General features: G+C 71.5%; 24 protein-coding genes. 12 read left to right on the top strand and 12 right to left on the bottom strand.

Annotated features, from left to right (window positions below; all coding sequences use genetic code 11):
* Window positions 1–108 precede the first annotated feature (108 nt).
* From mtnC to WME85_RS51210, 3 genes are read right to left on the bottom strand one after another with little or no spacing between them, the layout of a single operon-like run.
* Window positions 109–813: an acireductone synthase gene (gene mtnC, locus WME85_RS51220; protein WP_437832889.1), complete on the bottom strand. Its 705-nt coding sequence runs from the start codon at window positions 811–813 to the stop codon at window positions 109–111.
* Window positions 810–1,355, bottom strand: coding sequence for a 1,2-dihydroxy-3-keto-5-methylthiopentene dioxygenase (locus WME85_RS51215; RefSeq protein ID WP_437832887.1), 546 nt, complete (start codon window positions 1,353–1,355; stop codon window positions 810–812). Before WME85_RS51215 ends, mtnC begins: the two co-directional genes overlap by 4 nt.
* Window positions 1,352–1,999: a methylthioribulose 1-phosphate dehydratase gene (locus WME85_RS51210; RefSeq protein WP_437832885.1), complete on the bottom strand. Its 648-nt coding sequence runs from the start codon at window positions 1,997–1,999 to the stop codon at window positions 1,352–1,354. Before WME85_RS51210 ends, WME85_RS51215 begins: the two co-directional genes overlap by 4 nt.
* A 142-nt stretch (window positions 2,000–2,141) precedes the next feature.
* Between WME85_RS51210 and WME85_RS51205 the strand changes: the two genes are divergently transcribed.
* The 3 genes from WME85_RS51205 to WME85_RS51195 all read left to right on the top strand — a co-directional run bounded on the left by WME85_RS51205 (window position 2,142) and on the right by WME85_RS51195 (window position 4,859).
* On the top strand, window positions 2,142–2,996 hold the full coding sequence (locus tag WME85_RS51205) for an aspartyl/asparaginyl beta-hydroxylase domain-containing protein (protein WP_437832883.1): 855 nt from the start codon (window positions 2,142–2,144) through the stop codon (window positions 2,994–2,996).
* A 178-nt stretch (window positions 2,997–3,174) separates the two neighbouring features.
* Window positions 3,175–3,690, top strand: coding sequence for a hypothetical protein (locus tag WME85_RS51200; protein ID WP_437832882.1), 516 nt, complete (start codon window positions 3,175–3,177; stop codon window positions 3,688–3,690).
* Between the two features lie 35 nt (window positions 3,691–3,725).
* Window positions 3,726–4,859 (top strand): acyl-CoA dehydrogenase family protein, encoded by a 1,134-nt coding sequence (locus tag WME85_RS51195; protein WP_437832880.1) that lies wholly within the window; start codon window positions 3,726–3,728, stop codon window positions 4,857–4,859.
* A 34-nt stretch (window positions 4,860–4,893) separates the two neighbouring features.
* Here WME85_RS51195 and WME85_RS51190 read toward each other — a convergent pair whose 3' ends face one another.
* From WME85_RS51190 to WME85_RS51170, 5 genes are read right to left on the bottom strand one after another with little or no spacing between them, the layout of a single operon-like run.
* Window positions 4,894–5,268 (bottom strand): response regulator, encoded by a 375-nt coding sequence (locus WME85_RS51190; protein ID WP_437832878.1) that lies wholly within the window; start codon window positions 5,266–5,268, stop codon window positions 4,894–4,896.
* Window positions 5,262–5,996, bottom strand: a complete 735-nt coding sequence (locus tag WME85_RS51185; protein WP_437832876.1) for a response regulator — start codon at window positions 5,994–5,996, stop codon at window positions 5,262–5,264. Before WME85_RS51185 ends, WME85_RS51190 begins: the two co-directional genes overlap by 7 nt.
* A gap of 38 nt (window positions 5,997–6,034) precedes the next feature.
* On the bottom strand, window positions 6,035–7,561 hold the full coding sequence (locus WME85_RS51180; protein WP_437832875.1) for a sensor histidine kinase: 1,527 nt from the start codon (window positions 7,559–7,561) through the stop codon (window positions 6,035–6,037).
* A gap of 37 nt (window positions 7,562–7,598) precedes the next feature.
* A complete protein-coding gene (locus tag WME85_RS51175; RefSeq protein WP_437832874.1) occupies window positions 7,599–8,330 on the bottom strand; it encodes a sensor histidine kinase in 732 nt (243 codons plus the stop codon).
* 46 nt (window positions 8,331–8,376) lie between these two features.
* Window positions 8,377–8,979 carry a response regulator gene (locus WME85_RS51170; RefSeq protein ID WP_437832873.1) on the bottom strand — a complete coding sequence of 201 codons (603 nt, stop codon included), beginning with the start codon at window positions 8,977–8,979 and terminating at the stop codon, window positions 8,377–8,379.
* Window positions 8,980–9,969: 990 nt separating this feature from the next.
* Here WME85_RS51170 and WME85_RS51165 point away from each other — a divergent pair.
* From WME85_RS51165 to WME85_RS51145, 5 genes are all read left to right on the top strand, one after another.
* Window positions 9,970–10,461 (top strand): GreA/GreB family elongation factor, encoded by a 492-nt coding sequence (locus WME85_RS51165; protein ID WP_437832872.1) that lies wholly within the window; start codon window positions 9,970–9,972, stop codon window positions 10,459–10,461.
* Between the two features lie 203 nt (window positions 10,462–10,664).
* On the top strand, window positions 10,665–11,840 hold the full coding sequence (locus WME85_RS51160; protein WP_437832870.1) for a Spy/CpxP family protein refolding chaperone: 1,176 nt from the start codon (window positions 10,665–10,667) through the stop codon (window positions 11,838–11,840).
* 53 nt (window positions 11,841–11,893) lie between these two features.
* Window positions 11,894–12,436, top strand: a complete 543-nt coding sequence (locus WME85_RS51155) for an RNA polymerase sigma factor (RefSeq protein ID WP_437306350.1) — start codon at window positions 11,894–11,896, stop codon at window positions 12,434–12,436.
* Window positions 12,429–12,827 (top strand): hypothetical protein, encoded by a 399-nt coding sequence (locus WME85_RS51150; RefSeq protein ID WP_437832869.1) that lies wholly within the window; start codon window positions 12,429–12,431, stop codon window positions 12,825–12,827. The genes WME85_RS51155 and WME85_RS51150 overlap by 8 nt, the downstream gene beginning before the upstream one ends.
* Window positions 12,824–13,294, top strand: a complete 471-nt coding sequence (locus WME85_RS51145; protein ID WP_437306348.1) for a hypothetical protein — start codon at window positions 12,824–12,826, stop codon at window positions 13,292–13,294. Before WME85_RS51150 ends, WME85_RS51145 begins: the two co-directional genes overlap by 4 nt.
* Window positions 13,295–13,686: 392 nt before the next feature.
* Here the strand turns inward: WME85_RS51145 and WME85_RS51140 are convergent, their stop codons facing one another.
* A complete protein-coding gene (locus tag WME85_RS51140) occupies window positions 13,687–14,610 on the bottom strand; it encodes an NAD(P)/FAD-dependent oxidoreductase (RefSeq protein ID WP_437832867.1) in 924 nt (307 codons plus the stop codon).
* 140 nt (window positions 14,611–14,750) lie between these two features.
* On the opposite strand from WME85_RS51140, the gene WME85_RS51135 reads away from it, so the two are divergent.
* Window positions 14,751–15,065 (top strand): hypothetical protein, encoded by a 315-nt coding sequence (locus tag WME85_RS51135; RefSeq protein WP_437832865.1) that lies wholly within the window; start codon window positions 14,751–14,753, stop codon window positions 15,063–15,065.
* A gap of 110 nt (window positions 15,066–15,175) precedes the next feature.
* Here WME85_RS51135 and WME85_RS51130 read toward each other — a convergent pair whose 3' ends face one another.
* A complete protein-coding gene (locus WME85_RS51130) occupies window positions 15,176–15,955 on the bottom strand; it encodes a class I SAM-dependent methyltransferase (RefSeq protein WP_437832864.1) in 780 nt (259 codons plus the stop codon).
* A gap of 331 nt (window positions 15,956–16,286) precedes the next feature.
* Between WME85_RS51130 and WME85_RS51125 the strand changes: the two genes are divergently transcribed.
* From WME85_RS51125 to WME85_RS51115, 3 genes are all read left to right on the top strand, one after another.
* Window positions 16,287–17,132: a hypothetical protein gene (locus WME85_RS51125; protein WP_437832862.1), complete on the top strand. Its 846-nt coding sequence runs from the start codon at window positions 16,287–16,289 to the stop codon at window positions 17,130–17,132.
* A gap of 674 nt (window positions 17,133–17,806) precedes the next feature.
* Window positions 17,807–19,420 (top strand): serine/threonine protein kinase, encoded by a 1,614-nt coding sequence (locus WME85_RS51120; protein WP_437832861.1) that lies wholly within the window; start codon window positions 17,807–17,809, stop codon window positions 19,418–19,420.
* Between the two features lie 210 nt (window positions 19,421–19,630).
* The gene (locus tag WME85_RS51115; RefSeq protein ID WP_437832859.1) at window positions 19,631–21,367 is read left to right on the top strand and encodes a protein kinase; all 1,737 of its coding nucleotides are present in this window, start codon (window positions 19,631–19,633) and stop codon (window positions 21,365–21,367) included.
* Window positions 21,368–21,476: 109 nt separating this feature from the next.
* Here the strand turns inward: WME85_RS51115 and WME85_RS51110 are convergent, their stop codons facing one another.
* Both WME85_RS51110 and WME85_RS51105 read right to left on the bottom strand, forming a co-directional pair.
* Complete coding sequence (locus tag WME85_RS51110; protein WP_437832858.1) at window positions 21,477–22,397, bottom strand: cyclase family protein; 921 nt, start codon at window positions 22,395–22,397, stop codon at window positions 21,477–21,479.
* A 129-nt stretch (window positions 22,398–22,526) separates the two neighbouring features.
* Window positions 22,527–23,927: a pyridoxal-phosphate dependent enzyme gene (locus WME85_RS51105; protein WP_437832856.1), complete on the bottom strand. Its 1,401-nt coding sequence runs from the start codon at window positions 23,925–23,927 to the stop codon at window positions 22,527–22,529.
* Between the last annotated feature and the right edge of the window lie 128 nt (window positions 23,928–24,055).

Raw genomic sequence — 24,055 nt, 5'->3', positions numbered from 1 at the left:
GAGGAAGAATTTGGAACCACAGAGGCACAGAGGACACAGAGGAAAGCAGTGAATTCAGGCCGCTCGTGCCGTGCTCTGCTCGACTCACACGATGGGGCCATCCACCGCCTACCGGCCCGGGAGCTCGGACGGATCGAGCCCTTCGAAGCTGGTGAACACGGGATGGCCGTGCCCAGGGGCGATGGGCACCTCGCCCCGATCCAGGCACGCGGTGCGCAGCCCGGCCTCGCGGGCCGCGCAGAGCTCGGCCACGCTGTCCGACAGGAAGACGATGTCCGCAGGCGACAGGTCGAGCGACCGGGCGATGAGACCGTACGACCCAGGCTCCACCTTCGGGCCGGTCGAGGTGTCGAAGTAGCCGGAGAACAGCGGTGTCAGGTCGCCGTGGGCGGTGTGGCCAAACAGCAACTTCTGCGCGGCGACCGAGCCAGACGAGTAGACGTACAGGCGCAGCCCGCGCGCGTGCCATGCCCGCAGGGCCGTCACGGCGTCCGCGTGGACGTGGCCTGTGAGCTCGCCGCGCGCGTACCCCTCGGCCCAGAGGAGCCCCTGCAGCGCCTTGAGCGGCGTGGCCTTACGGTCCTCGTCGATCCATCGCAGCAGCAGCGGTACGGTGCCGTCGTCGCTCAGCGCCGCCTCGCCGGCGAGCGCCCGCGCCTCGTCGAGGAGCCGGCGCACCTCCGGGTCGCCCCGGCGCGACGCCACGAAGGCCGGGAGGCGCCGCCGGGCGAAGGGGAAGAGGACGCCCTTCACGAAGGCGATGGAGCTCGTCGTCCCCTCTACGTCGGTGACGACCGCGCGCACCGCGCTCACGGCGCGTACCTGGGGAACAGATCCGCGATGTCGCTCCCCGTGAAGTTACCCACCCAGCCGTCCGGGCGCTCGAAGAACCGGACGGCCGCAAACAGGGGCCGAGGTCCCATGTCGAACCAGTGCCGCATCTCGGCGGGCACGCTGATGAGATCGCCGCGCGTGCACACGATCTGGAGCACGTGTCGCCCGGCGTGCAGGTAAAAGCAGCCGCTGCCCTCCACCATGATGCGGGACTCGTCCTCGGTGTGCGTGTGCTCGGCCAGGAACTTCTTCCGCGCCTGCTCCGCGTTCGGCGTATCCGGCCTCATGCGCACCACGTCCACGATCTCGTAGCCGTGCGCCGCTCGCTCGGCCTCGACAACGTGGCGGTAGGCGGCGAGCACCTCCTCCTGGCCGGCGCCGTCCGGCAGCGGGATGGAGGCGTCGACGCGCTCGAAGCGGACGCCGACGGCGCCGAGCTCGCGGCGGATGTCGTCCAGATCGGTGTACACGCCGGACGCCCGATCCGGCTGGTCCTCAGGATAGATGGTCAGGTGACTCATCGACAGATCCTCATCCTCTCGAGCTCGCAGGTGAGCAGGTGTTCCAGCGCCACCGTGTGGCGGCGCGCCTCGCGCACGGACCGACCCCAGGCATACAGCCCGTGACCCGCGATGAGGTAGCCCACCGCCTCCGGGCGGCGGGCCAGCTCCGCGGACACGCGCTCGGCGAGCCGCGGGACGTCCTGGTCGTTGGGAAAGACGGGGATCACGACGGTCGCCTCGTGGGTGCGCGTGTCACCCAGCGCCTTGAGCAGCTCGAAGCCGCGCAGCGCGATCGCCCCCTCGGCCTCGCGCAGCGAGGACAGGAGCGCGCTGACGACGGAGTGGGTGTGCAGCACGGCCGCCACCCCGGAGCGCTCGCGGTAAAGATGGAGGTGCAGCGGCGTCTCCGCCGAGGAGCCCGGCGGCGGCGGCGCATGGATATCCGCCACCAGGATATCGGCCTCGGTCAGCTCGCCCTTGTCCACGCCGGAGCGCGTGACAGCCACCGTGCGCGCGTCGAGCCGGCGCGAGAAGTTGCCGCTCGTGGCCGGCACGAAGCTGCGCAGGCTCAGGAACCGACCCGCCTCCACGAGCTCCCGCGCGGCCTCGGCCAGGGTGGACGAGGGCGGGGAATCGCCGGCACCGCTCTCTGTAGACTCCATTTCATTTGCAATCAAGTTACCGTAGTAGTACCAGGGGGCTCGACCGGGATCAAGCCCGGCGCCGCGCGTGGCGGCCGGGCAGCAGCGTTGATGGGGTGACTCGCTTGCCTGTCTCCCTGCCGGTCCGCCGAATGGAGGCCTCATGCTGAAGTACACGTCCCAGCTCAGAGCGATCCCCCGCGATGTCGTCGACGGCATGCTCGAGGACGTCGCGCGCGCCGACGTCCCATGGACCGAGAACTACTCGCGGTATCAGTCCGGCGGGTGGAAGACCGCCGCGCTCTACAACGCGAGCGGAGACTCGCGGGAGAACGATCTCGCGGACTGCGCGCCCATCCCGACCGAGGTCGTCCCGCGGCTGCCTCGGGTCCGCGACTTCATCGAGGGATCAGGCCTCAAGCTGATGTGGGTCAGGCTGCTCCGACTCGACCCGAACGCGTTCCTGTGGGAGCACACCGACTACGGGGCGAACAACCTGAGCCGCGTTCCCAGGCTCCGGCTCCACGTTCCGCTGAAGACCAACCCGGACGCGCTCATCGTCCTGCCGTCGCGCTCGGTCCACATGAAGAGCGGCTTTCTCTGGAAGCTGTCCCCTCATGAGACGCGCCATGGCGCCTGCAATCGCGGTTCTGAGGAGCGTATTCACCTGATCCTCGACTGCTACATGAACGGGACCCTGGAAGAGCTCATCGCCCGGGAGCTCCTCCAGCCCGACGCGGTGCGGGACAAGCCCAGGCTCTCGGAGGAGCGCTTCGCGGAGCTCTGCCGCGACGCCGACGCGCTGATGAGCAGCGGACGCCAGAGCGCCGCAGAGGACCTGTTCCGGAAGGTGTTCCACAGCGATGACCTGGGCTCCCTGTCGAGCTACGACCTGCTCGCGCGCTACTTCGAGGGTCGCGGCGACGCCGCTCGGCGGGATCACTGGTTGAAGGAGAAGATCACCTTCCTGAACCTCAACGTGCCCGGACATCCGTTTTATCAGCCCGCCCTCGCATGAACCCCGGGATCCGGGCGCCCTGCCCGCGGCCCCAGGTTCACCCACACCGGCTAGCTCACCCGCCTCCGGCGGCGCCCGCAGCGGAAAGATACGCCTGCTTGCCAGCGAGGCCGGACCTCCATAGCATGATATGTTGCGGGCTCGCGGGGGCTCCGCGCTTCGATGGAGCGGGCACATCATGCTTAGAATCACTCACGCACAGACAGGCGCGCTGGAAGACCTCACGCCGGGCCCGGCGCCCCGGCGGGAGCGGGAACGGCACGTCGACGCCGCCGGGGCCGCTGTCGCCGCTCGCCCGCGCGGCGCCGCCGCGCCGGGCGAGGCCCGCGTCAAGCCAGCCCCCGCGCAGCGCTGCGTGACGGCGCGCGCCGTCCGCTCCGACATGCTGCTCGTGCTGCTCGCCGCGCTCGCCGCGCTCGCCGCCGGCGGCGCCCTCGGGTGCGGCCACGCCTGCAACCACGGGTTCTCACCCTGCCCGACGACGTCCTCCGCGTCCTCCGCCTCGTCCGCGCCGGGCGCCTCGGGCCCCAGGAAGGGCAGCTGTCCGAGCGAGTACCGCCCGCTGTGCCTCGGAAAGGACTCGCGCTGCTCGACCGACAAGAACGGCTGCCAGGTCTGCGATTGCGTGGACAGCGGGTCGCCCGCGTCCACGCTCGACCCGCGCGACGTCCAGGACCCGCACGGCGGGCGCTAGCCCCGCGTCCCCCGAGCTACCCGAGGAGCGCACCCATGAGCCCAGAGAAGGACCCGAATCAGGCCGACGCGCTCCTCGCCGAGGCCGAGCGGATCTCGGCGATCCTCGCCGAGCACGCGGCCCGGCACGACCGCGACGGCACCTTTCCCGTCGAGGGGCTCGCGGCCACGGTCCGCTCGCCGATCAACACCGCGGTGATCGGCGGAGCCGCCGGCGGTGACGGCGAGGGCGCGCCGTGCTCGTGGCTCACGTTCGGCCGCACCGTCGCCATCCTGGCCCGGGGCGACGCGTCGTTCGCCACGGCGTGGCTCATGCACCAGGGCGCCATGTCCCTCTTCCGCGCCTTGGTCGACGCGGACGAGCGATCCCGCTTCGAGCAGGCGCTCCGCCGCGGCGCCTGGGTCGCCAACGCGCTCTCCGAGCCCACGAGCGGCAACATGTTCCTCGCGCCGCGCCAGGTGGCCCGCAGGGCCGAGGGCGGCTTTCGCCTGACCGGCGAGAAGCGCTTCGTGAGCGGGTGCGAGCACGCCGACTGCTTCTTCACCGCCGCGGTCTGCGACGGTCAGCCCACGTTCTTCCTCATCGACAGGGACGACTCCATCGCCATCGAGCCGATCTGGGACACCCTCGGCATGCGCGCCACGCGCAGCCAGATCGTGCGCTTCCAGGACACGCTCCTGCCCGACGCGCGGCGGCTCGCCGTCGACCCCCTGGCGCCCAACCCCATCCCCATCGCCGCCGGCTGGCTCTCCATCGGCATCGCCGAGGCCGCCATGGCCGCGGCCGTGGCCTACGCCCGCGAGCGCGTGCTGCCGCCGGGCGACCGGCCCATCGCCGAGCTGCAGTGGGTGCAGTTCGCCGTGGCCGACATGAGCCTGCGCCTCGAGGCCGCGCGCGCCCTCGCCATGCGCACCGCCGCGGCGGCCGACACCGGCGATCCGAGCTACGGCCTGCTCCAGCTGCAGGCCAAGGCGGTGGCCAACGAGGCCGCCGTCGCCATCGCCACCTCGGCCCTGGAGATCGCCGGCGGCGCCGGGTACATGCGCAGCCGACCCATCGAGCGCCACCTGCGCGACGCCATGAGCGGGCCGCTGATGGCCCTGTCCGGCCCCGTGATCCGCGAGATCCTGGGCAAGGCCCTGCTCGGCGTCGGCAGCGCCGCGCCGTGAGCCAGGCCAGCGAAGGCCAGCGGCGCGCGCCGCCTCAGCCGAGCAGCCGCCGGAGCTGAGCGAGCAGCTCCGGGAAGCCGAGCCCCTTCGAGATCGCCGCGTCGGGCGGGGGCGCGCCGCCGAGGTCCTCGTCGCCGCTCCCGCTGAGCAGCGCCGCCTTCGCGCCCGGCAGGCGCGCCCGCAGCGGCCCGAGCAGCGCGGCGCCACGGCCGTCGCCGAGGTTCTGGTCGAGCAGCGCGAGGTCGTACCGCGCGCCCGCGGCCGCGAGCTTCCGGCCCGCCTCGGCGAACGAGCCGGCCACGTCGACCTCGAACCCCTCGTCCTCGAGGAGCGCGGCGAGCACGAGCCGCGACGCCTCGTCGTCGTCCACGAGCAGCACGAGAGGGCGGTGTCCCGCGGCCTTCAGCACGACCCGGGATCGCTCCGGGCGCGCGCGATCGCGTGCATCAGCTCGCGCACGTCGAACGGCTTGTGCAGGCAGGCGTAGCCGCCCCGGCTCGTGAAGGCGTGGATCATCTCGGGGGGCGCGTGGCCGGTCATCGCGATGACGCGGATCTGCTTGCTCAACCGCCGGAGCTGCTCGTACGTCTTCACGCCGTCGAGCGCCGGCATCACGAGGTCGAGCACGCACACGTCCACCGTCTCGTCCCGGGCGCGCTGGATGGCCGTGTACCCGTCGTACGCCGCCTCGGCGCGCAGCCCCGCCGCCCGCAGCCCGGCCACGATCGTCTCGGCGACGTCGGGGAGGTCGTCCACCACGAGGACGGGGCGCGACTCCAGCGCCCGCGCGACGATCCGCACGAGGTGTTCCATCGAGAACGGCTTGTAGATGACCGCGTAGACGCCCTCGCCGATCCCCTCCTCGATGAGCTTCTCGATCGCGAAGGCGGTCATCAGCACCACCGTGAGCCCTGGCTGGATGCGCTTGAGCTCCCGGAAGGTCTCGACGCCGTTGAGGCCGGGCATCTTCACGTCGCTGAGGACGAGCTCGAAGCGCTGCTGCCGCGCGAGGGCGAGGGCGTGCGCGCCGTCCCGCGCCTCGACGACCTCGTACCCTTCGAGCTCGAGGTTCGCGGCGAGCGTGGCGCGCATCCCCTCCTCGTCGTCCACCACGAGCACCCGCCTGGTCGCCTGCATCGTCGTTCCCCCTCTCACGCTGCCTCCCACGTCGCCTCTCACGTCGCCTCTCGCGTAGATCGCTCGGCCCGCGCCACCGGCGCCGCCGCGCGCGGCAGCCGGATCGTGAAGGTCGTCCCCGCGCCGGGCTCGCTCTCCACCGCGATGCTGCCGCCGTGCAGCCGGACGATGCCGGCGGTGATCGCGAGCCCGAGCCCCGTCCCCTTCAGCTTCGTGCTGAAGAGCGGCTCGAAGATCTTCGCGAGGTGCTCCCTGTCGATCCCGGCCCCGTTGTCGGCCACCGAGAGGATCACCTCCCCGTCGCACGCGCGCGCGCCCACGCCCACGCGGCCCTCGCGGCCGGCCGGGATCGCCTCGGCCGCGTTCTGGATCAGGTTCACGAGCACCTGGCGGAACTGGTCCTTGTCGAGGCTCGGCACCGGCAGGCCGGGCGGCACCTCGTTCGAGAGGCGCACGTGCGCGGGCGCCTGCACCACCGAGAGGGCGTCGTCGACCAGCGGCCCGAGCGGGCAGGCCGACCGGCAGAGCCTGCGCTCGCGCGCGAAGTCCAGGAGATCGCTGATGATCCTGGTGCACGAGAGCAGCTCCTTCTCCATCAGCGCGAGGAACTGGGCGACGCGCGGCTCGGCGCCGAGCTCGGTCCCGGCAAGGCGTTTCCTGAGGTAGTACGAGGCGTTCCTGACGGCGCCGAGCGGGTTGCGGAGCTCGTGGCCGATGCTCGCGGCGAGCTGCCCGATCGCGGCGAGCCGCTCGACGCGCAGCCTCGACTCCTGGGCTTCGCGCAGGCTCTCGGCCATGTGCCGGAGCGCCGCGCCCATGCGCCCGAACTCGTGCGCTCCGAGGTCGGGCACCGCGTAGGCCAGGTCGCCGCCGGCGATGCGCCGCGCGCACTCGGTCAGCGCGCTGAACCCCCGCGCCATGGTGCGCAGCAGGCCGCCGAGGAGCACGACGAGGATCGCCAGCGCCGCCGCCGTCAGGGCGACGCCCGCGCGCTGGACCTGCGCGCCCGCGCGGCCGGCCTCCTCGGTGCTCCGCGCGACGTCGCGCCGCGCCTCGGCGATGGCCGCGTCGATGTGGGGCACGAACTCGCGCTCGTACTCCGCCTCGGGCGCCTCCACGAAGCGCCGGTTGGCCTTGCGATCGCCGGCGCTCGCCATGCGGGTCACCTCGCCCATGTCGCCGGCGATCCTCGCGAAGCTCACGCGCATCCGGCGCAGGCGCTCGTCCTCCGCCTGCGCCTCGGGCGCGCCCTCCCGGAGGACCTCGTCCTCCAGCCACGCCCGCTTCAGCGCCTCCACCGCGGCCAGGTCCCGCGCGACGAGCTCGGTCAGGTGGCGCAGCTCCTCGGTGTCGCCGCCGCCGAGGGAGATCTCCGCGGCCTCGCGCATGTAGCGGCTCGCGTGGTTGGCGAGCGTGACGTGCCGGGTGAGGTCCTCGTAGGACAGCTCGGAGCGCCGCTGGAGCAGCGCCATCCGGGTGGACGTGACGTGGAGCGCCGCGGCGGCGAGCGCGACCACCGCCGCGGCCACGGCGAAGATCAGCGCGAGCCCGGCCCGGATGCTCATCGCGGCGCCTCCACCGCGTCTGGCTCGCGGGGCCGCGTCACGGCGGCGGCTCCGCGGCGCCCGCGCCGGGCGCCTCGCCCGCGAGGGGCAGCTCGATGCAGGTCCGCGTGCCGCGGGGCGCGCCGCGCTCGATGGTGAGCGCGCCGAAATAGCGGCGCGCCACGCGCTCGGCGATGTTGAGCCCGAGGCCGAGGTGGCCGGGCTTCGTCGTGTAGAACGGGCGCGTGATCGCCTCCCGCTCCGCCTCGGGCACGCCCGCCCCGGTGTCCTCGACCTCGACGCGGTAGCGCGCGCCGACCACGCGCCCGCGCAGCGCCACGACGCCGCCGCCTTCCATCGACTCCGCCGCGTTCTCCACGAGGCACCGCACCGCCAGCGCCAGCTCGGCCGGATCGAGCTCGACGACGCCGTCCGCCGCGTCGACGTCGACGCGGCTCCCGGACTCCGCGATGCGCGCGCACGCGGCCGCCGTGCGGACGCACTCGAGGGCGCTCGCGCTGACCGTCTGGCGCCGGGGGCGCGCCCGCGAGCCGATCACGTCGTCGACGAGCGCGCTCGCCGCGAGCACCTCCTCGTCGATCACGTGGATGAACTGCTCCACCCGCGGGTCGTCCCGGCAGACCTGCTCCCGGGCGACCTTGCGCCTGATGAAGTACGCCGCGTTGCGGATCGTGCCGAAGCAGTTGCGCAGGTCGTGGCGCAGCGTCGCCACGATCTCCTCGGCCGTCGCGGCCTGCTCCGCGGCGCCGAGCGGATCCCGGCTCATCATCGCGGGCGATCACCCTCCTCGGCGCGCTCCCCTCCTCGCCTGGTCGTCACTTGTTGTACCGGCCCGGGAGCGCGATGTCGCCGAGCCGCGTCACGCTCACGTGGCTCACCGTGCGGGACGACGGGGGCGGGTACGAGCTCACCTTCTCGCGGCGCGAGGACTCCGGCGGATCCCGCATCTCCGGCGGCCGGTACGACGGCGCGCGCCGCCCCGAGCCGGGCGCGACGCTCTCGCGCCCCGCGGGGGGGCTCGCGGCGGCGCCCACCGACCGCCGCGTCTGGGCGAGCCGCGCGAGCTCCAGGACGATCCGGGTGATCCGGGCGGGCTCGAACGGCTTCAGGATGACGTAGTGACGGCCGCCCTCGCTGGAGCGGATGTACTCCTCGGCTCCGGTGATCAGCAGGCAGCTCGTGTAGACCGGCAGCTCGGTGACCCGCTTCAGGAGCTCTTCACCGTTCATCCCCGGCATCTTGTAGTCGGAGCAGACCACGTGGAACTGGCCTGTATGCAGCATCTCGAGCGCCCGGTGGGCGGATCTGCAGGTGGTGACGTCGACGTCGTCGGAGAGGATGGCGGCGATGCTGTCCAGCATCCTCTGCTCATCATCGACGACGAGCACGCGCAGCCTCTCCGGGGCATACAGGCTCACGAGACTCCTCTTGTGTGTGCGTGCGGTGGATCGAGCTCTGCTGTGGTGCTCGGCGGTAGGCCTGGGGTCATGTCCTCCGCGCGCGCCGGGCTCGCTCGCGCGCGCGGCGCCTCGCGGCGGAGCTGCGCGTCGACATCATGCGCTCCGTTCGACACGTGACATCGCGAAGCAACCACAGGAGCAGATCAGGAATCTACACCACGGACCCTAGGTTGGTAAAGCGATTCCTGAGTACGTCGCGCGATCGCCACCCTGAAGCGACCTCGTGTGTACTGGAGCTCGGCTTCGTTCGGCTTCGTTCGGTTTCGTTCGGTTCGTTCGGCTTCGTTCGGCTTCGTTCGGTTCGGTTCAGCGCTCAGCTCGAAGTTCACTGGTTTGAAACATTCGAGTCACGTGAACGATAAGCGCGTCCGCAGGTTCAGCGCCTGGATTGCACAACTGCAACAACTGACTCGGTTTCCCCACTGCACAGCAGACATCCATTGCAGATTCGAAAGGAGAGCGCCCTGGCGCGCGCGGCGCAGGCGGCTGCGTGGCCTGGCGCCGCCGCGCGCGCCTGTCGTCGGTGGTGGGAGTCGCGCCCCGGGTGCGTCGCGGCGCAACGTGCGAAATACCTGCGCCCCGCCATGCAGACGCCGGATCGAGGGCTGTTGCCCACGGCGCTCGTGGCGCTCCTCGTTGTCGGCATGCGGCGCGCGCTGGCGGCGCGCAACCGTCGAGTCGAGAAGGTCACGCAGGGCGAGGTAACGAGGCTCGTCGCCGGCGGGTGCCTGGTCGTGCGCCGCGGGGAGGAGCCGCCCGCGCGCGACCGGTGCGGGAGCTCGGCGTGGACGCGCGCGGTCGGCGGTCCGCCCCGGCGGGAGGAGCCACAGCGGTCGTCCAGGGGAGACGGTCGCCGCGGAGCGCGCCAGCCCCACGCCGCCTCGAGCACGGCTCCTGCCTGACGGCGGAGTGACCGCCGCGATCCTGTCTGGTAGGGTGCGTCAGTCCATGACCCCGGCCATCGACAAGCGCGCGCTGCTCGCGGCCCTGAAGGATCAGCTCGCTCGCGAGCTCGAGCGCTCCACCGAGCGGGCGCGCGACGCCGCCAGCGCCGTGACCCACGAGGAGAACCGCGCGGAGGGCGACAAGGACATGCGCGCGACCGAGGCGTCGTACGTGGCGCGGGGTCACAGCGAGCGCGTGCTGCTGATCGAGCAGGCGCTCGCCAGGCTGGGCGCCCTCCCGGTGCGCGACTTCGGCCCGGGCGCCGGCATCGAGAGCTCGGCCCTGGTGGAGCTGGAGAGCGGCAAGCGACGCGCGCTGTACTTCCTGCTGCCGGCGGCCGGCGGCGAGCGGATGCAGTTCCAGGGGGTCGAGCTGCAGACCCTCGCCACGACGAGCCCCCTCGGCGCGTCCCTGCTGGGCCTGTCGGAGGGCGACGAGGCCGAGGTCGCCACGCCGCAGGGGACGCGCCTGTACCAGATCACCAGCGTGCGGTGAGGGACCGGCGGCGCGGGCTCGTACGGCCACGCCGGCTTGCTCGCGCGCTCGCGACCAGAGAACCTGCCCGGCATTCCGCCAGGAGGCCGGCGCGGCGCGCCTCCAGAAAAAGATCCTCCTCCTCGTAGGGAGCCCCTGCCCGCCAGCGTCACAGGGATGAACGACCCGCTCGGCACGACGCGGGCGACCCAGGAGAAGAGTCCATGATGCAGTCTCGTTGGTGGAGGCTTGGTGGGATCTTGCCGCTCGTCGGCGCGCTCGTCGGCGCGGCCGGTTGCACCGCGGAGACCGGCCAGGGCGACACGTCCCCGAGCGACGAGGCCGCCGAGGCGGCGCTCGCGCAGGGGCCGTCGAGGGGCGGCCGCGCCGGTGAGCCCGGCGGCCACCGCAAGGGCTTCGGTCCTCGCGGGGGCGCGCACGGCCCCGAGCACCTCCTGCGCGCGGCGCTCCACGAGCTCGACCTGTCGGACGCGCAGAAGGCGACCATCCAGGGCGCCTTCGAGGGCCTGCACGACGGCGCGAAGGAGCGCCCGCAGGACGGCGGCGCCGCCTTCGTGGCGCTCGCCGCGGGCGTGCGCGCGGGCAAGATCGACCGGGCCGCGATCGAGGCGAAGCTGCCCGACGCCGGCCGCGCGGCCGAGGAGCGCCGCGCGCGCGTCGCCGGGGCGCTGAGCAAGCTCCACGCGACGCTCACGAAGGAGCAGCGCCGCGAGCTCGTCGACGCGGTCGCCGCGAAGATGGACGCGCGAGGCGAGAAGGGCGACCGCGGTTCGCGCGGCGGCGGCCCGGACGGCGACGGCGGCGAGCGCGGCGAGCACGCCGGCATGAAGGGCGGCCCCGGCATGCACGGCGGCCCCGGCATGCACGGCCCCGGCATGCACGGCGGCCCCGGCATGCACGGCCCCGGCATGCACGGCGGCCCCGGCATGCACGGCCCCGGCATGAAGGGCGGCCCGCTCGGCCACCTCCTCCGCGGCCTCGACCTGCGCGACGAGCAGCGCGCGCAGATCGACAAGGCGCTGGAGGGCATGCGCCCGAGCGACGCCGAGCGGGAGGCGTGGAAGGCGGATCACGCAGCGAAGCGCGCCGAGATGCGCGCGCGGCTCGAGACGTTCGCCGGCGACCAGTTCGACGCGAGCGCGTTCCTGCCGGCCGCGGACGCGAAGAATGGCCCGCGGGCGCACCTCGACCGCATGATCGACGCGCTCGGCGCGATCGTCCCGGTCCTCGACGACGCGCAGCGCCATGCGCTCGCCGACCGCCTCGGGAAGAGCCCGGCGGCGGGCAAGTTCGACCGCGACGGCGAGCGTGGCCCCGGCCGCGGCGGTGAGCGCGGCGGGCCCGGCCGCGGCGGTGAGCGCGGCCCCGAGCGCCGCTGAGCGCCCGTCCCGGTGGCGCGCGCGGTGCGATGGGCGCAGAATCGCGAGGGATCGTGATCGTCGACCTCAGGCTCGTCGCAGCGCGCGTCGCCGGGGGCGATGACGCGGCCTTCCGGCAGATCGTCGAGCACACGCGCGCGCCGATGTACCGCCTCGCCGCGCGCCTCGTCGGCGACCTCGCGGAGGCCGAGGACGCCCTGCAGGAGGCGTTCGTCGATGCCTACCGAGCCCTGCGCGAGGGGCGCTACGACGGGAGATCGAAGGTGGAGACCTGGCTGTACCGCATCGTGACGAACGCCTGCCTCGACGCCCTCCGGCGCCGCCGCGACACCCCGCGCGAGGCGCCGGCCGAGCCGCGGTTCGACGGCCTCGTCTCCGCCGAGGCGCGCGTCGCGCTGCGCGAGCTCGACGCCCTGCTCGCCGCGCTTCCCCCCCAGGAGCGCGCGGCGCTCGTCCTCGTCGCCGTCGAGGGGCTCCCCGCGAAGGAGGCCGCGGCGGCGCTCGGTTGCTCCGAGGGCGCCGTCGAGCAACGTTTGGTGCGCGCCCGCGCCGCGCTCCGCGCGCGACAGACCGAGAAGGAGGCGCCGCATGCCTGACCGCGACGACGACCGGACCGACCTCGATCGGGATCTCGCGCGCCTCGCGGCCGCGACCGATCGGCTGGGCGTGGACGACGCCGACCACCGCTTCACCGAGGCCGTCCTCCGCGCCGCCGGGGCGGCCGGCGACCCGCTCGCCCGCATCGCGCGCGCCACCGAGGGCCTCGCGCCGGACGCCGCCTTCACCGAGGCCGTCCTCCGCGCCGCGACGTCCGCTCCGCTGTCCGCACGCCCCGCGATGGCCGACGGCATCGTCCGGTCGGGTCGCGCTGCCATCCTCGTCACGGCCCTCGCGGCGGCCGCGAGCGTGCTCTTCTTCCTGCAGACGCAGCGCGACGTCGACAGCGCGATCATGGCCTCCGTGGACACCATCGAGGCGGGCGAATGACCCTGCCGCCCGCGCCCCCGCCCGCCCCTGCGCGCTGGAAGCCCCTGGCCGTGCTCGCCGCCGTCTTCCTCTTCGGCGGCGTCGCCGGCGCTGCCATCGGCCGCAGCACGGCCCTGAGCGACCTCGAGGCGACCTTCCGGCGCCCTCCGACCGAGGCGCGCGCCCAGTTCCGGCTCGGGGCGATGCGCCGCCGCCTCGATCTCACGAGCGACCAGGTACGCGAGCTCAGGGCCACCCTCGACGAGGCCGAGGCCGAGCGGGAGCGGCTCCTCTCGGAGTGCCGCCCCGCGCTCGACGCGCTCCGCGATCGCACCGACGCCCGCGTGAAGAGCGTCCTCACGCCCGAGCAGCAGGCCCGCTACGAGGAGCTCGAGGCGGAGCGGAGGCAGCGTCCCGGCCCGCCGCCGCACGGGCCGGGGCACCCTGGGCGCGGGCGCGGGCCCGGGGGGTTCGAGAGAAGAGATTGAACCGCCAAGGGCGCCAAGAGCGCCAAGACATGAGAGAGAAATGATCTCCTGAATCCCTCTTATCTCTCTCCTGGCGTTCTTGGCGCCCTTGCCGGTTCATCTCTTCTCCACGCCCGGGCGTGCTGAGCTGTCTTTGCCAGGCGAGCAAGCGGCGCCGAGGGAGCCAGTCGCGCCGCGTGGCGGCCAGCGGATCACACCGGTGGCAAAACGACACAGGCGCTGCGCTGCCGACCTCGCTAGAGCGACAAACGGGTTGAAACCACGAGAAAAGCAGAAATTTCACAGGGAGGCGGGGAGGCGGGGAGCGAGAGACGGCAAGAGGGAGAAATTCATTTTTTTCTTCCTCCCCGCCTCCCTGTGAAATTTCTCCGGGTTTCAATGTGATCGATGTTCTAGGAGAGATCCTCTTCCTGGAGCGCGCAGTTGATCCCGAACGCCGCGTCCGCCCCCTCGGCGGCGGCCATGACGGCGAGCAGCACGTCCCTCGACGCGTCCCCGGCGACGAAGACCCCCTCGCAGGTCGTCTCCTCGTGCCTGTCCGCCGTCTCCACGCCGCGCTCCTCCGTGACCTTGCAGCGGAGCTTCCTCGCGAGATCCGACCGCTGCTCCAGCCTTGTCTTCACGAAGAGCGCGCGGCGCTCCACGGAGCTGCCGTCCTCGAGCACCAGGCGCTCCAGCATCCCGTCTCTGCCCTCGAGCCGGGCGATCCGCTCCTCGCGCACGCCGACGCCGTGCCGCGCCAGCCGCTGCGCCTCGCCCCCGGGCAGGGACGCCGGCCCGTCCGTGAACAGGACGATGTCGTCGCTCCAGGTCTTCATGTTCAGGGCCAGCGCGACGCCGGTACAGCCCTGTCCGTAGACGCCTATCGGCTGATCCCGCGACTCCCACCCCTCGCAATAGGGGCAATGGTGCACGCTCTTCCCGTACATCGCAGGGAGGCCCGGGAGCTCCGGCAGCCGGTCGACGAGGCCGGTGGCGAGCAGCAGCTTGCGGCAGAGCAAGCGCTCGTCGCCTTCGAGCGTCACCTCGAAGCGCTTCGCCTCGCGGCGGACGTCGGCGACGGCCACCTCCCGGATCTCGACACCATAGGGCTGCAGCTGCTCGCGCCCGATTCGCCTGAGCTCGGACGGCGCGATCCCGTCGCGCGACAGGAACCCGTGCATCGCGTGCGCCGCGTCGTTGCGGTACTGGCCTGAATCGCAGACGAGGACGCGCCTCCGGCACCGCCCCAGGATGAGCGCCGCGCTCAGGCCGGCGGGCCCTCCGCCGATGATGATCACGTCGTATCCCGGGAGATCCTCTTTCCGTGTGGACATGGCTGCGCGGCCGGCCTCGCAACGAGCGCGCCGCTGGCCCGCGCGCGGCGCCCCCGGTCCGCCCGGCCTGGCCGGCGCCGCTCAGCCCGGAGGCTCCCTCCATGCGTGTAAGATCCCGGGCCGCGCGCCGTTCCCCGGCCATGCCCTGGAGCCGATATCCTCGCCGCGTGCGCCGGCGCGGGAGCCTGTCCATCGCCCTCCTCTCGGCCGTGGCCCTGACCGGCGCGTGCGCCAACCCGCAAGGCACCCACGGCCCGCACGCGCCGCCGGTCGCGGAAGCCGCGTACGGCGGCGCGCAAGACCCGCACGCGCAGCAAGCCACGCCGCCTCCGCACGCGCAGCAAGCCACGCCGCCCCCGCACGGGCCGCCGGCGGAGCAAGGCCCGCACGCCCTCCGGACCACGCCGCCGCCGGAACGCGCGCACGGCGGCGGAGGCGAGGCCGGCGCCAGGTGAGCCTCGCCGTCTCGGCCCTGCGCCGCGCGCGATGACGGCGGGCGCGCTCGCCGGCGCCCCTCGATCGGTGCCAGCGATCGACGGCAGCGATCTCCCAGCGTGCGCCTGACTCAGGGCTTCCTGGCGATCGTCGCCCAGAAGTGCAGCTCGGCGGTGAGCGAGAGCGCTTCGCCCTTCTCCCTCGCCTCCGCCTCTTCTTGCCGGATGCGAGCCACCCCTCGCGCGAAATCCTCCGGGGAAAGCACGGCGAGCTGGCTCGTCCACCGAGGATCGCCCCCCTCCGCGAGGAACTCCGCCGCAGAGCGACCCCGATCCAGGCGCAGGGCGAGCCTCGTGCCCGCGACGAGGAACCCGGCCTGCTCGAGCCAGCGCTTCAGCGTGTCGGCGGAGGCGAACCGCTCGAGATCGAGCCCCCGGGTCGACTCGAAGTAGTCATAGACGAACCAGCGATCGAGCCCCCGGTGCGGATCGAGGCCGATGTTGAGCAGGAGCCCCCCGGCGTCGAGCACCCGGAACGCCTCGGCCATGAACGCCGGCGGATCGGGGAAATGATGCAGCGCATTAACGCAGAGCACGCAGTCGACGTGCGCGTCCGGGAGAGGGAGCCGCTCCGCCGTCCCGTGGAGGAGCGTCGCCGCCGGCAGCCGGGCGCGCGCCTGCTCGAGCATGGCGGGCGACGCGTCGAGCCCGGTCACCTCGAACCCGTGCTCGTGCAGGAGCTCCAGCCAGTGCCCCGTCCCGCACCCCACCTCGAGCGCTCGCCGCCCTGGTGAGGACTCGAGCACATCGAGGACCACCTGCTCGATCCCGGCGTACGCGCCCCCCTGATAGCGCCGGTCGAAGACCTCCGCGATGCGCTCGTAATCCGTTTTTCCCATGCCGTTGCTCACCTGTCCCGTGCTCGCGCGTGACGTCGCACAACGTGGCGCAGCGCCGCGGGTGACTGTCACCCTCGAGCTGTCAAACCTTCATACAAGGTGAGGATCCGATCATCAATGATCCCTCGCGGTGCGCACGATGTGCGCGCCGGCGGCGGCGCCCGGCGCGGTCCATCGGCCTTGAGCGCGCGCTCTCCACGTCGTGGACAGAGCAGACTCGCACTCAAATAAAATGGAATTTTACATCGATCACCCATTGAGTCCCGGACGAGCGTGGCTATTCATCGCCTCGACACGCTCGCCCTTCGCTCCACCCACGAAGGGCCAACAGGGGGGAACGATCATGAACCGGATCAGCACCGCTGATATCGCAGCGCTCGCGCTCGTCTTTCTGGCGTCCTGCGCGGTGAGCCAGGGACAGGATGAGACTTCTACAGGCACCGCTCTTACCCAGCTCGAGGCCGCCAATGCGCTCAACCCGAACGCCCTCAACCCGAATGCATTGAACCCGAACGCCCTCAACCCGAACGCCCTTAACCCGAACGCCCTCGACCCCGGCTCGCTGAGCCCGGCGGCCCTGCGCGCGCTCCGGGATCCGGGCGAGGCGGGCGATCTCTCGCGCGAGCTACTCAATTATGTGGTCAGCTGTGCGTTCACGCCCGCGCAGTCGTTCCGCTTCTCGTGGACCGATCAGGCAGGCTCGGTCCACGAGGAGCTTTACCCGGGGCTCATCGGGCTCGCCCCGAGCTGGAGCGACAAGCCGCTCGGCCAGACCGACCAGCAGTGGGTCTCGGCGTGCCTCGCGTCGCGCACGAACTGGTACGGCATCTCCGTGACGATCTCCTCGCGGGGCAGTCACCAGGCCATCGACAAGGCCAGCGCCCCCGAGCTCTCGACCTACACGCGACAGGAGGGCGCCTTCTGGGGCAATCTCTTTGACTCGTCTCCTTACCTGCACGCCTGCCATGACGACGCCAGCCACGCGCGGTCGCTGAGCCGAGCGTGCGCCGCCGGGCACCTCGACGAGAACGGGGACGTCGAGGAATGCGGGATGATTCACGTCGTCGGGCCGTGCGACAGCCATTGCCTGCCGCTCAACCAGCGCGGCATGTACTACCCGAGCTGCGTCAACAACCTCACCGGCAGCCCGGACGCGACCACCAGGGTGATCACCGTCTTCCTTCCATAGTACCTCACGCCCAAGCTGATCCCTGGTTCGAGAAAGCGGTAGGCCCGAGGAGTCCCTGCTCGTCGTACGGCGCGGGGGCCGGCACGTGGGCTTCCGGTGCTCCTCCGAGCTTCTTGGCCGGCGCACCAACCGTCGAGCTCGAGAGATCCTCACCCGGCATCTCGCGAACGTCATTCTATCGACCTCCGGCGCACCCATCCGCTCCGTCCATGAACGTCCTAGACGAACGGTGAACCAACAAGCCTGATCCTCATAAGCATCTCGTGAAACCTGTCGAACTGTCCAGGAGGTACCCACTCAGTCGGGTGCCGCCATCACTCCTCGCATTGATTCCGATCAGGACATAGAACCACATCGACAGGTCCTCTGGAGCACCTGGTGCGCCCGCGCTGCTCGCCTGCCTCGGCGCTCGGCGGCGCGTCCGCTGCATTGCCGCCCTGCAGCGACGAAATCATTCACGTTCGCTCCTGAACGGGTGCCGTGCGGACGCAGCCTCAACAGGACAGATCGTTCAACTTGGACGCGCGCCTGTTTCTTCACTTTTTCATCAGCAAACCGAAATTCCGCTGTCCTGGTCACGGAATGTGTTCCATCTTTATCGAGTTGTGACCACTGAAATGGCTCTACTTCCAACCTCGACGGACGGACACCCTCTTTATCCGCCGGCACCCCGCATGAGTGAGCCCTTCATGTTCGGCCGTTATGAAGTGGTTGGCGAGCTCAGCTCCGGCGGGATGGGCGCCGTTTACCTGGCGCGGCAGAAGGGACCTGGTGGGTTCGGCCGCGAGGTGGCGTTGAAGGTCATGCTCCCGGACCTGGCCAGGAAAGTCCCGAACGCCGCCAGGATGTTCGTGGAGGAGATGCGCGTCCTCGCGAGCATCAACCACAACAACGTGGTTCGAATCCTCGATTTTGGCGAGGAGCAGCAGACTCTTTATATGGCGATGGAGTACCTGCCAGGGGTGACGCTCGCCTCGCTCCGTGCCCAGCTCGGCGCCGCTGGGCGCGCGTTCCCGCCGGATCTCGCGGCATCTCTCCTCATCCAGGCGTGCCGGGGGCTCCACGCTGCGCACGAGCTGCGCGACGAGCTCGGCAACCCGCGCAGCCTGGTACACCGCGATGTCACCCCGCACAACGTCATGTGCTGCCAGGACGGCGCGGTGAAGATCATCGATTTCGGGATCGTCTGGGCCAAGGACAGGCTGGTCGAGGCCACATCCTGCCCTCAGCTCAAGGGCAAGCTCGCGTACATGTCGCCGGAGCAGGCCGCGGCCGTGTCGCCGCTGACCCGGAGGTCCGATGTGTTCGCGACCGGGGTCATTCTCTACGAGCTCCTGAGCGGGCGGCCGCTGTTCCGGCGCGACACCGACGTCGCCACGATCATGGCCGTCATGGAGGCGCCCGTCCCCTCCCTGCGCACGATCCGGGAAGATGTGCCGCCGCGGCTCGACGATCTGGTGCTGCGCACGCTCGCGCGCGATCCCGCGCTCCGGCCGGAGAGCGCTGCCGCCGTGGCGGACGAGCTCGCCGCGATCCTCTGGGAGGCCGGCGGGCGCTTCGCCCATCCGGAGGCTGCAGCGCGCTACCTCGAGTCGCTCGGGGCGACCCTGATCGGGCGCCACCCCGAGCGCCTTGGCCAGGCGCCGTGGTTCGCCCAGGTCTCGCGTGCCTCGACGACAGTACCGGCCGTCGCAGAAGCCAATCATCCGGCCGGGGTGCCGGCGGTCATCCCGGCCGATCACCGAGCCGGGACGCCAGAGCCCGCCGACCTGCTGGAGGTCGTCGCGCCGCCGGACGGGACTTACCAGGAGTGCGCGCTGCCCGACGGGCGGAGGCTCGTCATCCAGTCGCTCGCGCTCGACGAGCACTGCCGCGTCCCGACGCCGCTCGTCTTCGCGGCCGCGCCGGCGCTCCTGCCGGCGCGGCTGCTCGTCTCGCCCCGCGCGAGCGCGCTCTTCGTCGAGGTGGACAGGCACGCCGTCCTCGATGGAGGGCAGCGCGCGAGCATCTACCACGACGCCAGCGACCCCGCGACGCGCTGCGAGGGGCTCCAGATCTCCGAGATCGCGCGGCACATGAGCTTCGATGTGGGGCACCGCCGCGCGCGAGTGCAGCGGATACACGCCGGGAGCATGGCGGCGGGTCGCGGCGAGCTGCGGCCGCGCGTGGAGATCGCGCCCTTCCAGGTGGCGATCGTCACCGACAAGACCCCGAAGCGGCTCGTGCTCCTGTCGACCGCGGACCCCGCCGCGGGAGCGATCCACCTGGCGTGCGTGAGCATCTTCTGAGGCCCTCACGGTTCGAGCGCGGTGAACCCCTGACATCACAAGGTGACGAGCATGCTGACACTGGTACAAAAGCCGGAGTCGACGCAACCGATACCCCCCGGAGCAGCCGGAGACTCTCCGCCGGGCGTGCCGCCGCGAGCCCCACTTCGCGGCGGACCTCCGGGCGCATCGCTGAGCGCCGTCCAGGCCAACGTCAGCTATCAGTTCCTCATGAACCAGGACTCGAACGGCGGCTGCGAGCCGATCGAGCTCGGACAGGGGAAATTCGCCAAGGTCTACAAGGGCAAGCAGCTGAGCGCCGGCCAGCACGTGCGGTTCGTCGCGATCAAGGTGCTCCACGACTTCGCGAAGAGCGCCGAGGAGCGGCTCTTCAAGCAGGAGATCGAGCTGCTCAAGGACATGACCGTCGACGTCGGCGTGAACGTGGTCAGCACCCTCGACATCATCCAGCTCGAGCCGATGGTGATGTGCGGCTGCGGCAACATCTATCACCCCGCCTGTCCGAAGGGGTGCGGCGTGCTCCTGGAGCGCAAGGACAACCCCACGGAGAGCCACCCGGCGCTCCACTGCAAGTCGTGCGGCTACGAGCTATCCGGCCGCTACATCAACGAGCAGTTCTTCGAGCTGCTCCAGTATCCCGCGAAGCGCTGCTGCACGCAGGGCCCCAACGCCAGATCCGGCAGGATCCTGAACTTCGTCGATCGCGAAGCGATCGTGATGGAGCTGCTCGAGAAGAGCCTCGTCGACTTCGTCGGGCAACGCCGGAGCGACCTGCAGGCCCTGTGCGCGCGGTACGGCCAGCCCTGGGTCGAGCTCGAGGGCCGGGCCCAGCGCGGAGACCCGTGGCACAGGCGGGCGCGGACCTGGTTCGAGGACGTCTGGCGGCAGGACCGGCCCCACGTGCTCTTTCACAAGGCGATCCTGCTCGAGAAGGTCCGGATGATGGTGGAGCTCGCCGAGTCGGTGGCCTGGCTGCACGGCGAGAAGAGCATCGTGCACAAGGACCTCGCCCCGGACAACCTGATGATCGGCCCCGCGAGCCCCGACGCAGTGGTGCGGCAGCGCGAAGCAGCGACTGAATTCCGCGACGTGCTCGAGGACATGATCAGCTCCCCACGATTCCACATCCGGGTCATCGACTTCGGCCTCTCCGACAAGAACGTGCTGACGCGCAGCTGGTACGAAGACGAGGTCGCCGGCGGGAGCATCAAGCACCCCTTCCTCTCGCCCGAAGCCTGCCGTCACAAGTTCCGCATCGCGCCGTCGCTCATGTTCGAGGGCGGCCGCTTCAGGGTCCCGAAGCCCCTCGCGACGGACCTGATGGAGACCGACATCCTGGCCGATGAACGCGACCCGCGGCACAACCATGATCTCGAGATCATCCGGATCGAGCAGGACCAGTCGAGCGGCGAGCTCATCGCTTCTTTCCGGGGCGAGCCGCCGCCCAACGAGAATAACCAGCAGTTCCACCTCGTGCGCAGGCTCGGCGAGGCGCACGATCTCTATGCAGTCGGGGCGCTCTTCTACTACATCCTCACCGAGCAGCCGCAGGACGTGGAGGCGCTCGGGAAGTTCGTGGGCTCGCTCGAGGACGTACCGCTGCCCCTCATGCCGACCGCGCTGGCGAAGAACGACCACTACCTGAAGCGCCGCAACGCCATTCCCGAGAAGTTCTGGCAGGACGAGCTCATGGTGCTGATCCTCCGCGCCATGGTGCGCGGACGGCCGGAGAGCCTCAAGTCGAGCCGCATCGCCCGAGACGCGACGGCGGCGCGGCACCTCCTGCGCGAAACCAAGAAGATCTACCACGGGATCCAGCAGGAGATCCTCTCTGCGACGCGCGTCGCGAAGCTCCAGCGGCTCCTGCTCATCGGGGCGGCGGCTGCCTTCGGTGTGGTGATCTGCCTGGTGGCCATGCTGATCACGGTGACGCACCACCAGGGATGAGCGGCCTGCAAGCCTCCGGCGGTGACTCCAGGCGAGCGGCGGGCTCGCCGAGGGGCGCGCGGCGCCGGTTCGCCGCGCCAATGGCCCTTGGGCGGCGAGGTCCCGGCGCCTACTTCGCCGGAGCGCCGGCGGCCGGCACCAGCGCCAGCACCCGGGCCGGCGCGCCGCTGCCGCGCGCGAGCGGGAGCGGCGCGACGACGACGACCGCCCCTGCCTCGGGGAGCTGATCGAGGTTGGCCAGGTTCTCGATGTGGTAACCGCCGGCGCCGAGGAACGCCTTGTGCTGATCGAACGTCTGGCTCGGCCCTGGATCGGTCGAGAGGGTGTCGATGCCGACGCCGCGCACGCCGCGCTCGCGCAGGTAGCGGCTCGCCTCCACGGAGACCCCGGGGAAGTGCATGACGCCCTTCGCGTCCTGGTTCAGGTACCTGGCCCGATCGGACCAGCGGGCACCCCAGCCCGTCCGGATCAGCACGATGTGTCGCGCGCCGAGGGCCCCGTGCCGCGCCTCCCAGCCCCGGAGATCGTCGACGGTGACCTGATGGTCGGGGCTCGCCGCCACCTTCGCCGTCACGTCCACGACCGCCGCTGGCCCCACGAACTGCTCCGGCGCGATCTGCTCGACGGTCGCCGCCCCGGTCATGAAGTGCGCCGGCGCGTCCACGTGCGTGCCCGCGTGCTCGTCCATCGCGAATCGGCTGGAGTAATACGCGTCCTTCTCGACGGTGCTGAGCACCTCCGACGCATAGGGCTTGTTGCCGGGGTAGAGCGGCATCTCCGGCGTGATCGGGTGCGTCAGATCGACCACGCGCGCCGCGGCGACGTCGAGCACCGCCGGCGCTGCCTGCGCTCCGGGCGGCGGCGCCGCGCCCTCCGCGTGGGCGGCCGACGGCGGCGCCGCGGCGGGCGGCGACGCCGCGGCGGGCGCGCACGCCGAGAGGGCGAGCGCCGCCGGGTAGAGCGCGTGCGCCGCCACCTTGGCGCCCGCGGGGAAGAAGCTGACGATGCCGGTTCCGTGCGCCTTCTGCATGGCGCGCATGTCACCACGGGCCCGCGCGCGCCACAAGGCGCCGCCCGGCCACGGCACCCCGCGCCGCTCGCCGGCCGGGTGGCCAGCGGCGCGCGCAGCGGCGCAGCCAGCGGCGCGCGAGCGAGGGGCTCAGACCTCGTGCAGCTTCACCCGGCGCCGCAGGTGGTTGAGCAGATCGATGCGCGTGACCAGCCCGACGAACTCGTCGCCGTCCGTCACGATGGGCACGAGCCCCGCGTCGAACATCGGGAGGAGCTCCCGGATCGGCGTCCGCACGTCGACCGTCCGGAGCCGCGTCGTCATCGCCGTCTCCACCGGCTTCTTGAAGCGCGTCACGTCGTCGACGGCCGCCAGCAGGAGGTCCGACTCGTCCACCAGGCCGACGATCTTGCCGTTCTCCAGCACGGGGAGCTGCGAGACGTCGTAGAGCTTCATCCGCGCATAGGCGACCAGGAGCGCGTCCGACCGCTGCACCGTGACCACCGCCCTCTCCGCGTGGCGGCGCGAGATCACGTCGCGCAGATCCCCTGTCGGCTCGCGGTCCGTGAAGCCTTGATCGGCCATCCAGAAGTCGTTGTACATCTTCGAGAGGTACTTGTTGCCGCTGTCGCACACGAGGGTGCAGACGCGCTTCGGCGACGACTGCTCGCGGCAGTAGCGCAGCGCCGCCGCGAGCAGCGTCCCGGAGGACGAGCCGGCGAGGATGCCCGTCTTCCCGAGGAGCAGCCGCGCCGTCTCCAGGCTCTCGCGGTCGGAGATCGTGTACGCGTGCTTGACGCGGGAGAGGTCCAGGATCGGCGGGAGGAAGTCCTCGCCGATGCCCTCCACGAGCCACGAGCCCGCCTTGCCGAGGTTGCCCGTCTTGACGTAGCCCGCCAGCACCGAGCCCTCCGGGTCGGCGAGCACCATCTCGCAGCCCGGCTGCGCCTTCGCGAAGTAGCGCGACAGCCCGGTCATGGTGCCGCCCGAGCCGACGCCGCACACCATCGCGTCGATCCGGCGGCCGAGCTGCCCCTCGATCTCCGGGCCGGTCCCGGTCTCGTGCGCGAGGGCGTTCGCGGGGTTCTCGAACTGGTTCACGTAGAACGCGCCCTCTTCCCGCGCGATGCTGGCGGCCAGGTCCTGGTAGTAGCTCGGGTGGCCCTTCTCGACGTCGGAGCGGGTCATCACCACGCTCGCGCCGAGCGCCTTCAGGTGAAAGACCTTCTCCTGGCTCATCTTGTCGGGGATCACGAGCGTCAGCCGGTAGCCCTTCCGCGCGGCGACGAGCGCCAGCCCGAGCCCCGTGTTGCCCGCCGTCGCCTCGACCAGGTGGCGCCGCTCGCCGCCGAGCTGGCCGTCCCGCTCGGCCGCCTCGATCATCGACAGGCCGATGCGGTCCTTGATGCTGCCGCCCGGGTTCTGGCTCTCCATCTTGAGGAAGAGCTCGCACGGGCCCGTGTCGAGCTGAGTGACCTTGATCATCGGTGTGTGGCCGATGAGAGAGACGATGTTCTCGGCGGGCGGAGGGGTCGGCATCGACGTCGTCATGACAGCTCAACGGTCACACGACGCGCACCGTCTGTCGAGGCATTCGGCCGCCCATGACGCGCGCGTCAACACCGGGCGGCCTTGGAAAGCAGACAAAGGTCCGTTATGATGGATTGTCTGCTGCCGCG

The organism is Sorangium sp. So ce1153 (assembly GCF_051521595.1).
Taxonomy (GTDB): Bacteria; Myxococcota_A; Polyangia; order Polyangiales; family Polyangiaceae; genus Sorangium.
Note: the sequence above shows the minus strand (reverse complement) of the source record. Positions and strands in the feature narration are given on the sequence as shown.